Annotated in this window: 15 protein-coding genes and 1 pseudogene; 5 read left to right on the top strand and 11 right to left on the bottom strand. The window is 37.9% G+C overall.

The window, feature by feature from the left end:
* The first annotated feature begins 2 nt into the window (after positions 1–2).
* A complete protein-coding gene (locus ACTU7M_RS03875; protein WP_443473057.1) occupies positions 3–2,672 on the top strand; it encodes a transglycosylase domain-containing protein in 2,670 nt (889 codons plus the stop codon).
* 40 nt (positions 2,673–2,712) lie between these two features.
* Here ACTU7M_RS03875 and ccpA read toward each other — a convergent pair whose 3' ends face one another.
* Positions 2,713–3,726 carry a catabolite control protein A gene (gene ccpA, locus ACTU7M_RS03870; protein ID WP_443473056.1) on the bottom strand — a complete coding sequence of 338 codons (1,014 nt, stop codon included), beginning with the start codon at positions 3,724–3,726 and terminating at the stop codon, positions 2,713–2,715.
* A 228-nt stretch (positions 3,727–3,954) separates the two neighbouring features.
* Between ccpA and ACTU7M_RS03865 the strand changes: the two genes are divergently transcribed.
* Positions 3,955–5,037 carry an aminopeptidase P family protein gene (locus tag ACTU7M_RS03865; protein ID WP_443473137.1) on the top strand — a complete coding sequence of 361 codons (1,083 nt, stop codon included), beginning with the start codon at positions 3,955–3,957 and terminating at the stop codon, positions 5,035–5,037.
* Between the two features lie 46 nt (positions 5,038–5,083).
* On the opposite strand, the gene ACTU7M_RS03860 is transcribed toward ACTU7M_RS03865, so the two are convergent.
* Complete coding sequence (locus tag ACTU7M_RS03860; RefSeq protein ID WP_443473055.1) at positions 5,084–5,527, bottom strand: YtxH domain-containing protein; 444 nt, start codon at positions 5,525–5,527, stop codon at positions 5,084–5,086.
* Positions 5,528–5,561: 34 nt separating this feature from the next.
* Positions 5,562–6,017, bottom strand: coding sequence for a DUF948 domain-containing protein (locus ACTU7M_RS03855; protein WP_443473054.1), 456 nt, complete (start codon positions 6,015–6,017; stop codon positions 5,562–5,564).
* 211 nt (positions 6,018–6,228) lie between these two features.
* Between ACTU7M_RS03855 and ACTU7M_RS03850 the strand changes: the two genes are divergently transcribed.
* The gene (locus tag ACTU7M_RS03850) at positions 6,229–7,128 is read left to right on the top strand and encodes a mechanosensitive ion channel family protein (protein ID WP_443473053.1); all 900 of its coding nucleotides are present in this window, start codon (positions 6,229–6,231) and stop codon (positions 7,126–7,128) included.
* Positions 7,129–7,165: 37 nt separating this feature from the next.
* Here the strand turns inward: ACTU7M_RS03850 and cbpB are convergent, their stop codons facing one another.
* From cbpB to racE, 4 genes and pseudogenes are all read right to left on the bottom strand, one after another.
* The gene (gene cbpB, locus ACTU7M_RS03845) at positions 7,166–7,651 is read right to left on the bottom strand and encodes a cyclic-di-AMP-binding protein CbpB (protein ID WP_443473052.1); all 486 of its coding nucleotides are present in this window, start codon (positions 7,649–7,651) and stop codon (positions 7,166–7,168) included.
* Between the two features lie 58 nt (positions 7,652–7,709).
* Positions 7,710–8,234 carry a YfcE family phosphodiesterase gene (locus ACTU7M_RS03840; RefSeq protein WP_443473051.1) on the bottom strand — a complete coding sequence of 175 codons (525 nt, stop codon included), beginning with the start codon at positions 8,232–8,234 and terminating at the stop codon, positions 7,710–7,712.
* Between the two features lie 18 nt (positions 8,235–8,252).
* Positions 8,253–8,846: pseudogene (locus tag ACTU7M_RS03835) on the bottom strand (XTP/dITP diphosphatase); the annotation flags it as partial.
* 16 nt (positions 8,847–8,862) lie between these two features.
* The gene (gene racE / locus ACTU7M_RS03830) at positions 8,863–9,681 is read right to left on the bottom strand and encodes a glutamate racemase (protein WP_443473050.1); all 819 of its coding nucleotides are present in this window, start codon (positions 9,679–9,681) and stop codon (positions 8,863–8,865) included.
* A 90-nt stretch (positions 9,682–9,771) separates the two neighbouring features.
* Between racE and ACTU7M_RS03825 the strand changes: the two genes are divergently transcribed.
* Positions 9,772–10,074, top strand: a complete 303-nt coding sequence (locus ACTU7M_RS03825; protein ID WP_443473049.1) for a hypothetical protein — start codon at positions 9,772–9,774, stop codon at positions 10,072–10,074.
* 246 nt (positions 10,075–10,320) lie between these two features.
* A complete protein-coding gene (locus ACTU7M_RS03820; RefSeq protein WP_443473048.1) occupies positions 10,321–10,731 on the top strand; it encodes a DUF2507 domain-containing protein in 411 nt (136 codons plus the stop codon).
* Between the two features lie 292 nt (positions 10,732–11,023).
* On the opposite strand, the gene trxA is transcribed toward ACTU7M_RS03820, so the two are convergent.
* From trxA to ACTU7M_RS03800, 4 genes are all read right to left on the bottom strand, one after another.
* Positions 11,024–11,335, bottom strand: a complete 312-nt coding sequence (gene trxA / locus ACTU7M_RS03815; protein WP_443473047.1) for a thioredoxin — start codon at positions 11,333–11,335, stop codon at positions 11,024–11,026.
* 74 nt (positions 11,336–11,409) lie between these two features.
* Positions 11,410–13,788, bottom strand: a complete 2,379-nt coding sequence (locus tag ACTU7M_RS03810) for an endonuclease MutS2 (protein ID WP_443473046.1) — start codon at positions 13,786–13,788, stop codon at positions 11,410–11,412.
* Between the two features lie 36 nt (positions 13,789–13,824).
* Positions 13,825–14,373, bottom strand: coding sequence for a CvpA family protein (locus ACTU7M_RS03805; protein WP_443473045.1), 549 nt, complete (start codon positions 14,371–14,373; stop codon positions 13,825–13,827).
* Positions 14,374–14,377: 4 nt separating this feature from the next.
* Positions 14,378–14,839 (bottom strand): cell division protein ZapA, encoded by a 462-nt coding sequence (locus ACTU7M_RS03800; RefSeq protein ID WP_443473044.1) that lies wholly within the window; start codon positions 14,837–14,839, stop codon positions 14,378–14,380.
* Positions 14,840–14,898: the final 59 nt, after the last annotated feature.

Raw genomic sequence — 14,898 nt, 5'->3', positions numbered from 1 at the left:
AAATGAATAATTCGAACGGGAACCAGTTTGACGCAATTTCAAAACAAGTTTCTGCATTCTCGAAAAAGTTATATGTCAGTACTTCGCTATTTTTAAAAGATACGTATAAGCAACTCAAGTCAAACAAGAATTTACATATGATTGCATCTAAAGGTGCATTTGGTTTTAATGTTACTTACGGTGTGGTAAAAACGATTATGATTTCAATTGCACTGATTATTGCACTTCTAGGTTTTCTGGGTGCCGGTGTGGGCTTGGGATTATTTGCCTCATTGGTTGATACAGAAACTCCGCCAGATCGCACAGTGATGTCACAGGCAATCGGAAACGTAGAATTAGTTTCAAGTCTTCATTACAGCAATGGTGACAGGATTTCTGAAGTGCGTACAGATATTCAACGTACGGTTATCCAACACGATCAAATTTCACCTTATATAATTGATGGGTTGATTTCGACGGAGGATGAATACTTTCATGAGCATAATGGGATTGTTCCCAAAGCTGTTCTAAGAGCTCTCATCACGGAAGTAACGGGTGTGGGTGCAACAACTGGTGGATCAACAATCACGCAACAACTCGTTAAGCAACAATTACTTACAAGCGAAGTCACCTTTTCGCGTAAGGTAAATGAAATGTTGTTGGCGATGCGATTGGAAAATTATTTTGATAAAGACGAAATTTTGACAGCCTACTTGAATGTTTCTCCTTTTGGACGTAATAGCGCCGGTTCAAACGTCGCTGGTATTGAAGAAGCAGCGCTCGGAATTTTTGGTGTTCATGCTAATGAGGTGAACTTACCACAAGCTGCCTTTCTAGTAGGTTTACCGCAGAATCCATATATCTATACCCCATACACAAATACCGGTGAATTATATGAAGATAATTCAGCTGGTATTGACCGGATGAAAACAGTTCTGACACGGATGTTTGAAGAGCAAACAATCACAAAAGAAGAATATGACTCTGCAATGACCTATGACATTGCAGCAGATTTCGTTCTCGAACAAGATAGCAATTTAGATAATCATAACTTCCTTTACCAACAAGTAGAGAAGCAAACGATTGAAACTTTAATGGCTGTCGAGGCTGAAAAAAATGGTTTGAGTTTTGAAGAAGTCGATGCAGATGTTGATTTATATAATGAGTACTATTTTAGAAATCAAGATTACCTAGAAACGGCTGGTTTGAAAGTCTATTCTACTATCGACAAAGACATTTATAATGCGATGCAAGAAGCAGCAGCTGAATATGCTCCGAATCTAGGAGAAGAATATATTGATACTTATGTAGATGAAGAAACAGGAGAAACGAAAGAGCAAATTGAATTGGCTCAATCAGGTAGTGTATTACTTGAAAACACAACGGGACGGGTGCTAGGGTTTATTGGCGGTGTTGACTTTTCAGTTGACCAAGTAGATCATGCCTTTGATGCCCCACGTTCCCCTGCTTCAACCATCAAACCTTTAGCTGTTTATGCTCCGGCCATTGAAATGAACTTAATTTCACCGGCTTCAATGCTGCCTGATACGCCAATGGGTGAAGAGGCGCGTGATTCTGAAGGGATATGGGAAGTTTCAAATATTGGTGAGAAAATTTCCAACAAATTGGTAACAGCCCGCGAGGCTCTGTATCAATCTATGAATAATCCGACAGCTAAACTTTATATTGAAATGTTATCCAAGGGAATGGAGCCCTATAAATACATGGATATGATGGATTATGAAACAATTGATAACGAAAAAGGATTGAGAGCTTTCTCTTTAGGTACGACAAACGTCACCGTAGCGGAACAAACAAATGGATTTGCTACTTTTGCTAATCATGGTGATTTTGTTCCCCATTATCTAATTGAAAGAATTGAAGATGTTGATGGGAATGTCATTTATGAACATGAACCCGAATCACGGGAAGTTTTTTCTGATCAAACTGCGTACTTAACACTAGATATTTTACGTGATGTTGTTGACCAAGGATTCTCCAAGCAAATCAAAAATTACCTGAATTTCAGTTCCGACTTGGCAGCTAAGACAGGTACATCTGATAAAAACACCGACTACTGGTTTATTGGAAGTACTCCTACTGTTACTTTAAGTTCATGGGTAGGGTATAATAATAAGTTTGAAACCCATATTTTCGATGACCCATATTTTACGGGGTGGCCATCGGTTAATAATATGAAATACTGGGCCTTAATAGCCAATAAAGTTAATGCTGTTAGTCCAGAAACTTTTGGTACAGACCAGGTACATCAACGTCCGGGTGGTATCGTAGAAAAATCCGTCGTCGCAAGTACGGGTACCCTTCCTGGAAAAGTAACTATCCCGGGAACAAATAAAACAGTTACTGTTGATGGAGCGAAACGAACAGATTTATTCAAGGAAACTAATCTACCAAAAGCTCCTACTTATAATTTCTCACCTGGTGCAACAGATGTTGACATCAGATTGGCTTTCTGGAACGCGGAAGAGAAAAGATTAAGTGATGCGGAAGCTGCAGCTAAGAAAAAAGCTGAAGAGGAAGCTAAGAAAAAAGTAGAACAAGTCGCATCTGCTGATAAGAAAAAACAGGATGAGGCGGCAAAGAAAAAGGCGGAAGAAGAAGCCAAGAAGAAGGCGGAAGAGGAAGCTAAGAAAAAAGAAGAGAAAGAAAAAACTGAAAATAACAACAATTAACAAAAAACCGTATCCCCAAAATTGGGGATACGGTTTTTTGTTATTCTTCTTCTGTAAGTGTTGTTCCACGATAAACAACTTTGTATGGTAATGTTATTGTTTTTTCGTCAATCTCTTCTTTGTTCATGATTTTTGTCAGTAGGCGCATTGCTACGGCACCGATATCATAAAGTGGTAACATGATAGAGCTCAATTTAGGACGCGCCATATCCGTGATTTTTGAATTGTTACTTGAAACAATTTCAAAATCCTCTGGTACTTTAACGCCTGCATTGATGATTCCATTTAACAAACCAATTGCTAATTCATCATCTGTCACATAAGCACTATCAATTCCTTTTTCAAGTAATTGGGTAGCCAAAGCTTCACCTGCATCCACTGAACCGTCACTTTCAAATACATTTCCTTCGTTAAAAGAAATCTCTGCTGAAAGAAGTGCATTTTTGTAACCTTTCAAGCGATATTGGGCATTGATAGGATTCGCTAAATGTGATGTTACAAATCCAATGTTTTTTCTTTCGCTTTCAATTAATTTTCCGATAACTTTTTCAGTCGCATCGATATAATCAATATTAACACTTCCTACTTGTTGGTCGGGATCAACTGTACCAGCCAATACAACTGGTGTTTTTGAGCGGGAAAATTCAGCACGAAGTTCATCCGTTATTTTATTTCCCATATAGATAATACCATCAACTTGTTTTGCAAGTAGCGTATTAAGAACTTGGATTTCTTTGCTTTCATTTTGATCTGAGTTTGCTAGGATGATGTTATACTTGTACATCGTAGCAATGTCATCAATCCCTCTTGCAAGTGATGCAAAGAACATGTTGGTAACATCTGGGATGATAACCCCTACTGTTGTTGTTTTCTTACTAGCCAATCCTCGTGCCACTGCGTTTGGACGGTAGTCTAGACGATCGATTACTTCCAGAACTTTTTTACGTGTTGATGGTTTAACGTTTGGATTGCCATTAACAACACGTGAGACAGTCGCCATAGAAACATTTGCTTCACGGGCAACGTCATAAATTGTAATAGTTTGTTTCTCCATACCCTTTTTCCCCTTTTTATAAATGTGTTTTTTAATTTAACTTCTGCATAAAGATATAATTACATTCCCAATGAAAACTTATCATTATTTTCATGTAAATGCAAGCGTTTTAATGTTTTTTTCATGAAAATGACAAGATTTATTTCACAATTTTGATTCCATGTTATAATATACCACAAAAAGGAGGAAAATAAATTGCATAATCACTTAAATATTATTACCGAAAAAATGAAAGAAGATCAAATAGACGTAGTATTTTTCAATGACCCAAGTACTATACATCTTTTGACCGGATATCTTAGTGAACCTCATGAAAGAATTCTCGCTCTTATGGTATTCAAAGAAGCATCCCCTATCCTTTTCACACCCGCTTTAGATAAAGAAGGTGCTGAACGAATAGTATCAAGTATGACTGTCCACAGTTATATGGATACTGAAAATCCATGGCAACTTATAAAACAAATAATTAAATCAATGCAGGTTGACGCCACACAATGGGCGATTGAAAAACAACAACTCTCTGTCTTTAAATTAGAAGCGCTCATGTCAGAATTTCCTTCCAGCCATTTTAATCATGACTATTCGCCCGTAATTGAAAACCTGCGAATTCAAAAAACTCCGGAAGAAATAGAAAAAATGCAGAAAGCAGGTTTTTGGGCAGATGAAGCAATTAAAATCGGAGCTCGTTCTCTAAAAATCGGAGTAACTGAGTTGGAAGTTGTGGCTGAAATTGAGTATCAATTAAAAAAACAAGGTATAAGTCACATGAGTTTTGATACTATGGTGTTATTCGGGGATAATGCCGCAAATCCTCATGGGACTCCAGGAAACCGACGCCTAGAGGAAAATCAGTTTGTTCTTTTTGACTTAGGCGTCATGTACAAAGGTTTTGCCAGTGATGTGACGCGGACGCTATTCTTTGGTGAAACACCTTCAGAACAGCAAATTGAAGTCTATCATACTGTCCTTCAAGCCCATGATGAAGCAATGAAGCAAGCTTCGCTTTCCATGACAGCTTCGGAGCTAGACGGGATTGCACGCAAGGTTATTAGTGATAAAGGATATGGAAAATATTTCAATCATCGCTTGGGTCATGGCTTAGGCCAAGGTGTCCATGAATTCCCCTCGATTATGGACGGAAATGATATGAAACTCATTAAAAATATGTGTTTTTCTATTGAACCAGGCATCTATATTCAAAATGAAGTCGGTGTTAGAATTGAGGATTGCGGTTATATCGACGAAGACGGATTTCATTCATTTACGTTCTTCCCAACAGAAATAAGTGCTTACGTAGATTTTATCAAATAATAGTAAAAGAGCTTGTGTGGCAGTGCCACTCAAGCTCTTTTATATATTATCCTAAATCATTTGTTGGATGTTTTTCATTCGCTGTTTTTTCTTTTGCTTCTCCAACAATTTCAGTGGCAACATCTTTCCCTACAGCAGCAGATTCTTTTACATCCGCAACTGATTTATCAACTTCGGTTTTTGCTTTACGGAAATCTTCTGATACTTTGTCTTTCGTTTCAGCATATTGCGTTTTCAAATGACTGGATGTATCTTTCAGACTCACCTTGATATCATCTGTCGTTTCTTTAGCAACTTCTACAAGCTCGCTGCCTTTTTCAACTGCGATATCTTTGTAGTCATACATTGTATCCATTAAATCATCAAATTCATTTGTGATATCCTGACGTAGTTCTTTTCCAGATTTTGGCGCAAACAACAAGGCTGTAATTGCTGCAGCAGCTCCCCCGATAATTGCTCCTAATACAAATCCGCCATCTCTTTTACCCATTTTTCATTCTCTCCTTCATTATTAAATTTATTGTTTAGTAGACATTAATATTGGTGCTTTCAGCATTCTTTTTCTCTTTGCGACGACGATTTAGCGTCGTTGCCGTTCTTCCCAGCTTGCTGACAGTAGACTCTTTTTTAAGCTTGTGTGCTTTTCCAGTGACCGATGTTGCCAAGTTCCGCGTAGATTGATTCACATCAGATACTGTCACTCCAAGATCACCAATCGCTGTGAATAGCGGATCGGTTTTGCTGATTTTACCATTCAAATCATCAACCAATGTATTCGCCTTGTTTAACAATCCTTCGACCTCTATGGAAAGATGGTCTACATCTTTAGTAATCACTGCAACACTCTTATTTGCTTCTTCAGCAATTTTTGAAACCTCGCCGAGAACAACTGTTGCTTTTCGGATTGCCAGGATTAAAAATATGACCAATGCTGCAAATGCTATTGCCGCAATAAGTCCTGCTATTTCACCCCAACTCATATAAATTCACGCTCCCTTGCTAATTATTTGGCTACAATAAAGTGTTAGATACTATACATTATTGCAACACTTAACTTAATGAAATAATATCATAAGATACTATTGAATGCTATTGAAAGCACTTCAGAACCGATTAAACATACTCCCTTTGACCAGGAAATGAAAACATGATAATCTTTTTGTTGAAGTATAAAATAAAGGATGTTAACGGATGAAAATATTAACTACACTTATAGAAGACAACCCTATCGATGAAACGCTTGATTCTGTTGTGGAGTCCTCCAATTACTTTATGCAGTGGTGGCAAAACATTAATTGGTCAAACATAATCTCCCAGTTTATGACTAAAGTGATTTATTTACTTTTTACAATTTTTGTATTTCTACTAATAAAGAAAATTGTGAAATTTCTGTTGAAGCGTACTTTTGAAACGAAACGAAATAAAATGGATATTTCAAGCAGTCGAAGAAATACTGTCTATAAAATGGTTGATAATACGGTCTCTTATGTACTAGCTTTCTTCTTGGTATACACCATTCTCTCTATTCTTGGTATTCCTATTTCAACATTATTAGCCAGTGCTGGAATCGCCGGCCTTGCAATAGGATTAGGTGCGCAATCATTTATTAACGATATCGTCAATGGGTTTTTTATTTTATTGGAAAATCAATTTGATGTTGGTGATTCAGTAATTATCGGGGAATATTCCGGAAAAGTGGTCTCAATCGGATTACGTTCCACGCAGATACAAGGCTTCGATGGCACCCACCACTTTTTACCTAATCACACCATTGATGTTATCAGCAACAATTCCCGCAACGATATGCGTGCGTTAATTGAGGTTAAACTTCCCGCTGATACTGATTTCGAAAAAGTACGTAATATTTTGGAAACTGTCAATGATCGCTTAGTGCCTAATTTTCCAGAAATCGTGAGTGGTCCAAGCTATATCGGGCCCAATAATAGTGTCAATGGTTTAATGGTAATGAAGGTTACTTTCTACACCTTAAATGGCCAGCAATTCAATGTTCATGATCATTTTTTGGCGAAATACTTGGAAGAATTGAGCAAAGCCGGTATTTCACTTCCCACTCAAACATTTATAAGCTAATAAAAAAAATCGCATACACCGAGTGTATGCGATTTTTTTAATGAATTCCGGAAATTGACTTTTCCTGTAAGTCGTATTGATTATGAATCTCATGAACGAGATGATTAACCCGACTGAGAATTTCTTTTCTTGTTACAATCCCTTTGAAGTATCCTTCTTGATTAACTAAACACAAAAAACTGTGATCAATTAATTTTCGTAGAATATCTTCCAATTCATCTGAAACTTCGACAATCGGAACATTTTTATCCATAACGTCTTGAACTTTCATAGTTTCAAGTTCTTCGAAACGGATTGCATCAATACCGATAATTGAATTAATGATCATAGACATTGAAACCAATCCTCGAATATGGGATTCGTTGTCCAATACCGGAATAGCATTGTAGCCAATTTTAGATAATACTAACATAGCATGATTAAGATTGTTGTTTATATTTAAGTTTGCGACATTTTCGCTAGATATGAAAATCTGGCCGTCATCATCTTGAAGGAGCATTCTTCTCACTTCTTCACTGATCATAGGTACCCTCCTCAAATTTTCTTATCTTAAGTATACGATGAATTCGTTTCCAATACAGTTATAATTTGATTAATTTATCGCTTTTAAAGGTTAAGGATTCTAGCTTTTCATGATTATGCCTGAACACTTCAATGACAAGTCGGTTTGATTCAACTGAGAGAATGCAATAAGTTCGTTCTCTCAAGTCTCCTCTGGGAGATTGGATACTGCCTGGATTAATAAAGTAGATGCCGTCTTTATAGTCGAATTTTAAAATATGTGAATGGCCATAAAAAACGATCGGGACTTCTGCTTTACGTGCCAAATCTTTCAGCGGTTCCAAGGACCATTTCACATCGTGACGATGTCCATGTACGATAGCATAATGTTGGCTGAGCTTACGACTTATGAATAATTCATCATAGCCGCCATCATAGTCACAATTGCCCCGAACGGTGTCCATCATTTCCCAAATAAGGTCATCCGAAGGTAACTCAGAATCCCCACAATGGACAAATGCATCCACTTCGTCTCCGTATTTTTCAGCAAGTTCATTCAGTATTTGTTTGTTTCCGTGGCTGTCACTGACAACTAAAATCCGCATGCCTTTCCCTCCAAATTCTTAAACAAACCACTCATCTATTTTTTCGTTCAATTTCATCAATGCCCGAGCACGATGACTAATGGTATTTTTCTCTTGGTCCGATAATTCAGCGAAAGTTTTTCCTAATTCCGGCAAGAAAAATAAGGGATCATAGCCAAATCCATTTTCGCCCTTAGGTATATTGGCAATTTGACCTGTGATGGTTCCATCTACCACCAAACTTTCCTTTTCAGGATGGGCCAATACCAAAGTACAATGGAAATGTGCTTGGCGATTGGACTCCCCCATTTCCCCTAGCATGGCTAAAACTTTTGCATTGTTGGCTGCATCACTTTTTGGTTCGCCAGCAAAGCGCGCAGAAAAAACGCCCGGTTGACCATCCAAGGCATCTATCATAATGCCAGAATCATCAGCCAAGACGGGGGCATTTAATAAAGAAGAGATAGTTTCAGCTTTTAAGCGCGCATTTTCTTCAAAAGTAAAGCCTGTTTCTTCCACCTCGGGGATTTCTGGATAATCCAGTAATGTCTTTATAGTAAAACCTTTTGGTTCAAGTAAGGTTTTAAAGTCTTTGGCTTTTCCAGCATTTTTAGTTGCAATAATAATTGTTTTCAATAATAACTCCCCTTTAAACTGTCACTTGTTCAACTTCTATATTATCTAACTCCAACCATTCTGTCGCAATTTCAGAAAATAGTCGTTCTGATCCGGTTGTGTAAAATTTATACTCCCGATCAGCTCGGTTTGAGTAATTTGCTGAAATTCCGTAGTAGTCCAATAACGTACTTACTTCAGATACTGTTTCAGCCCCCGAATCCACAAGAGTCACTTGTGGTCCCATTACATTCTGTATTTGATGTTTGAGTAAAGGATAGTGAGTACAGCCAAGTATCAAAGTATCCAGATTCGCTTTTGCCAAAGGCTCTAAGCTTTCATACACCACTTTTTTTGCGATGGAACTGTCTAATTGGTTGCTTTCAACTAATGGTACAAACTTTGGACAACTTAAACTCGTTACTTTTATAGTGGGATCCTTAGCTAAAAGCGTTGTTTCATAGACATTACTTTCAATAGTACCTTTTGTCCCAATAACACCGATTCGATTTTTTGTTGAATACTTGATTGCTGCACGACTACCTGGCAAAATAACACCAACCACAGGAATATCCACCCTACTTCTAATCTCATCAAGTGCAACTGCAGTCGCCGTATTACAGGCAATTACTAATAATTTAATTTCTTTTTCCATCAGGAACTCAACAAGCTCCCATGTAAATTGAACAATCTCTTCGGCGGGCCTAGGTCCATACGGACAACGTGCGTTATCACCGATATAGTAAATGGATTCATTGGGCAATTGTTTCATTGCTTGTTTGACTACTGTTAATCCACCCACGCCTGAATCAAGAAATCCTATTGCTTTTTCATTCATAATAAACGTCCCCATACTTTTAGTTACCGTAAATATTATAACAAATATTCGGCAGTTTAGCTTGGATATGATACAATTAAAGAAATATTAACTGGAGGTGGTTCTTTGAGTTATCAAGCAATTATAACGATCATGGACCGTGGAATTAGTGGCAAAGCTGTTGAGGCGGTCACGGAGACAGGCTCCCATTCAGGTACCCTGTTAAAGGGACGAGGCTCCGGTTTGCACGAAAAACAAAGAATCCTCAACGTAGCCCTTGAACCTGAAAAAGATATTCTATTGCTTGTCAGTAAAGAAGAAAATGTTGATGATATTATTCAGAATATCGATGAAAAAATAAAAATAACAGAGCCTGGCAATGGGCTCCTCGTCAGTATGCAAGTCAACCGCATCCACGGAATGCGTTAATCGTAGCGAGCATAGTAAGGGCTAGACACAACCTCGTGTCTAGCCTTTACCCTTTTGCTATATTCTTTTTGATTCTTCTTGCCAGTCCTGAATATATTTAATAACAGGAAGGATAAGCAAGATGAGACCAATCCACTTTCTCAAAGTTCTCATGCAAACAACCACCTTTCATATAGAACTCTTACAAATAAATTATGCATGAAATTTATGAGAAATGCCATTAATAACTACGAAAGAAGGATAAATATGTCTTCAAAAAATCGGGATGCCCTGATTGACTCCACACATTTCCCTTATATACTTATTAGAGATTTTCTGTTATCCAATATTTTGGGAGATGATAGGGATGAAATTTTATATTGGAGTGGGAAGGAGTTAGCGCGACAATTTCTCTTAACTGAAAAAGAAGATATCACAGAATCATTTTCTCATTGCGGATTTGGGGAGTTGGCAGTTTTAAAAAAAGATAAAAACAAACAAACATTCCAATTAATGGGTGATTTAATTGAAACGCGCCTCTTAAACCCGGCCGCTTCTTTTCAGTTGGAGGCTGGGTTTTTGGCTGAACAAATGACCCACTTAAGCGGCTACAGCTGTGAAACAAAAGTAGAAATCATGGATGGGAAAACCGTTAATTTAATTGTCATTAGAGATTAAAAAGGTTCTATTATTTATGGTGTTGGTAGGTATTCTTCTCGGAAATCCCGAAGGACGGTGGAATTGCTTGTGGCCGTGTCAAGGAGGCAATGCGAAAGTAGGGACCGTTGATGCTTCAGCGTCTACGGTCCCTTTGAGGCTTGTAAGCCCGGTGACTACAGGCTCAGGGCGGTCCCACGGCAGTACACAAGCAAACACGCAGGCCGAAGGGCATTTCCTTCACCAACTCCAGATAACCAAGAATCATTAAAAAAGAGAAACCGGAAAATATCTCCGGTTTCTCTTTTTGTAATTATGCGTATTGTTCCAGAACTTCTTCAAGTTTTTCTTTTGGTGTGTAACCCACTAATTTTTCAACGACTTGGCCATCTTTTTTAACCAACAACGTTGGAATTCCCATAATACCGAATTGTTGTGGTGTTTCTGGGTTAGCATCCACGTCCATTTTTGCGAATGTTACTTTATCGCCCATCTCTTCATCCAATTCATCGATAATTGGTGATTGCATCCGACATGGACCACACCATGTAGCCCAAAAATCTACCAAAACTAAGCCATCTTTTGTTTCTGTTTCAAAATTTGCATCTGTAATTTCTTTAACCATTATAATTACCCCTTTAGTTTGCTTTTTTGTATATATAGTATATCAAATTATTTTTTTGAAACCTACTTATCTGCCTACCCCTTGAATACCGCTATTGTTGCACCATCTCCACCTGAACTCGGTGGTGCGAACGCGAACGATTTAACCTGGGGATGCTTCTTAAGAGCCTCAGTCACACCCTTACGGATTGCGCCAGTCCCTTTACCATGCACAATTGTAACGTTTGGGTATCCGGCTAATAAAGAGGCATCCAGATAACGATCCAATTCTTGCATCGCCTCTTCATACCTTAAACCACGTAAATCAAGTTGGGTCGCAACATGGCTTTCTGCACTCGAGCGAATTGTGGCAATCTGACGTTTCTTTCTTTTGGTCTCTTTCTCAGGCTCAGGTTGAATTTTCCTTAAATCAGCTTCCGGGAGTTTCATTTTCATAATTCCCAATTGAACAACCCATTGATTTTTTCCTGCTTTTTCTACCAATATGCCGCGTTGGCCATAAGATTCTGTAATGACTTCGTCGCCTGGTTTAAGTTTCTTTTTCTCTTTTTCGCGACGGAGTACTTTATTATCTGGGATTGTTTCTTCTTGATGAAGTTTATCGAACTGACTGCGCAAGCCAATTAACTCATGTTCTTTGACTTGGGCATTTTTTGATACATTCATCTGCATTTCCCTGATTTCCTGCATAAGAAATTCGGCTTCTTCTTTGGTCTTATCAACTATTTGGTTCGCTTCTTTTTTTGCTTTCTCAATTTCTTTTGCTTTCGTTAATTCTAGCGTATCGGTGGCTTTTTTCAGTTCTTCCAACAACTTATCTGATTCTGCAATTTGTTGACGCAACCGATGTGATTCTTGTTCAGCTTTGCGTCTTTTCTGTTCTAAATCAGCAATCATTTCATTCAGTGACTGATTTTCTTCTTGAATGAAGCCGGAAGCTTGTTCAATTATTTGACTGGGGATTCCTAAACGACGAGAAATATCGAAGGCATTGCTTCGACCAGGTATACCAATCTGAAGACGATAGGTCGGTGCTAATGTCTCTCCGTTAAATTCCATACTCGCATTGATGGTTCCAGGACGATTGTAGGCATATACTTTCAGTTCAGGATAATGGGTTGTTGCCATCACATAACTGCCCTTACCTCCTATATAATCCAGAATGGAAATAGCTAGAGATGCCCCTTCTTGTGGGTCAGTCCCAGAGCCTAATTCATCAAACAAGAGTAAGGAATTTGCATCTGCTTGATCAAGAAAAGAAACGATATTTGTCATATGGGATGAAAAAGTACTCAAGCTTTGTTCAATGGATTGTTCATCACCGATATCAGCAAATATTTCAGTGAAAACACCGATTTGGCTGTTTTCTGCAGCTGGAATTTGCAATCCTGCCTGCCCCATTAATTGAATAAGACCAAGCGTTTTAAGAATAATTGTTTTACCACCTGTATTTGGACCCGTAATAATTAGCGCCTGATATTCTTCACCAATTAAAATGTCGTTTGCAACAACAGTATCTTGATCAATCAAAGGGTGCCTTGCTGCCCAAACGGCTATATGCTTATCCTTATTTAAATAAGGTTTGGTCGCATTGAGGCTGTCGGCATAACGCGCTTTAGCATTCATGATATCCAAATCAGTCAAGATAAGATGATTATAACGAAGCTCATTAATGTTCGGTTCCAGTAAAGCAGATAATTCGTAAAGAATACGTTCTTCTTCACGTGTCTCATCTGCCCGCAAAGTTCTAAGTTTGTTATTCAAATCAAGAACAGCTTGTGGTTCTATGAAGACTGTTTGTCCAGTGGAACTTTGGTCATGCATGATACCACCAAAAGCATTACGATATTCCTGTTTTACTGGCAAAACGAAACGATCATTTCTGATGGTTACCAAAGTGTCACTCAGATAATTAGACTTATTTCGAATTAAATCATCGAGTTTTGTCCGTATTGCTCCTTCGCTCGCTTTGATGGACTGACGAATGCGCCTAAGTTCTGGACTCGCATCACTTAAAATATCACCATCGTCTGAGACTGAAGCACTTATTCTTTTTCTTAATTCTGGTAAATCTACTAATTTTTCAACGATATCATAAAGATGGTAAAACGCAATTTCATGTTCGTGGAACCATTCAAAAAAATGCAAGACATCTTTAGTCGTACTGAGGACACGTCCAATTTGAGCGATTTCTTTACCGTTCAACGAACCACCAATTTGAAGACGTTTCAGAGGCATGCCTATATCCTTCAACCTAGGAACAGGAATGCCTCCTTTTAACCGAAGTACTTTTCGTCCATCATCAGATTCATCTTGTTTCCGTTGTACATCTTCAAAATTTGTATAAGGTTCCAATACCAATAAATCTTGCTTACCATTTTCCGTAGCAGCATACTGTGCTAATTGCTGCCTAATTTTATCAAACTCCAAAGTTTTAATAATCTTTGAATTCAACCCGTTCACCTCTCTTGCGGTTGATTCTTTTTTTTATTAACCTGCAATAACCCCGATCCACCAGTCATAAATTGTTTGAGATAAGAATGGTGTGTTTTGGATTATCCAATTAGCTAAACCACTTCCACTCAGTTGATTCTGAATAAAATCAAAAGGAATAAAAGTTAAAAATGTTAAAGAAAGGAAAATACCAATATACTGCATGATAAAACCTAAAACTCCTCCACCCAACGTGTTTACTTGTTTCAATACAGGTATAAAAGCTAAAGAATTCAACATGTATCCGATAATGCGAGTCACTAACCAACCTACTGCAATAATAAGTAAGAACGATAAAGCATTATAAAAAGCTATATCAAGATTTAATTTCTCGATAGTATTGTAATATATCATCTCGTCCCCGATTCCAGGTTGGGAGTAAGGTATCAACATTTCCAAATGTTCAGATAATTGTAAATAGTAATTTTTTGCTACGAAAAACGAAATGACATAGCCCACTGTATGGACAACTTGCAGAATCAGTCCCCGACGCATGCCGGCATAAATTCCGATAAATAAAATGAATAAAATTATTAGTGTTAACATAATATCACCTTTTTTCAGTTTCACCTGGTCTGTTCAATAGCTTTTCTTTTGACGCACTTGGCATCCCAGGGGTATTTGTTCTTTTTGTTGCAGTACGTTTTTTTGTTATCAATCTGTTCTCAGCCCGAACAGGTTTTTGTTGGGACTGCAATACTTTAGAAGCTTGAGTCGTAACTTTACTTACAGAACTCTTATTTTGTGTCGTTTTTCCCTTCTCCAATTCTGAAATACGTTGTTTCAATTCGTTTATTTCTACTTGCTTACTGATAGCATCTGAAATAGCATTCACTGCAACCAATACGGATCGTTGTTCAATATCCAATTCAGGCATGGCAGCTTTTATTTGGGTGATTTTATCATTTGCAATTTCCGAAACCGTTTTAAGATGCTCTTCAGGTTTATTAGCTAAAATTGTATAAGGTCTTCCGGCAATGATGGTTTTGAACCGACGCTTCTCTTCGCTCATTCTCGTTCCTCCTTTGGCTACATCTTTTATATTTTAACATGTTTCCTTCTTGTTTTCAG

The organism is Jeotgalibaca sp. A122 (assembly GCF_052266715.1).
Lineage (GTDB): Bacteria > Bacillota > Bacilli > Lactobacillales > Aerococcaceae > Jeotgalibaca.
Note: the sequence above shows the minus strand (reverse complement) of the source record. Positions and strands in the feature narration are given on the sequence as shown.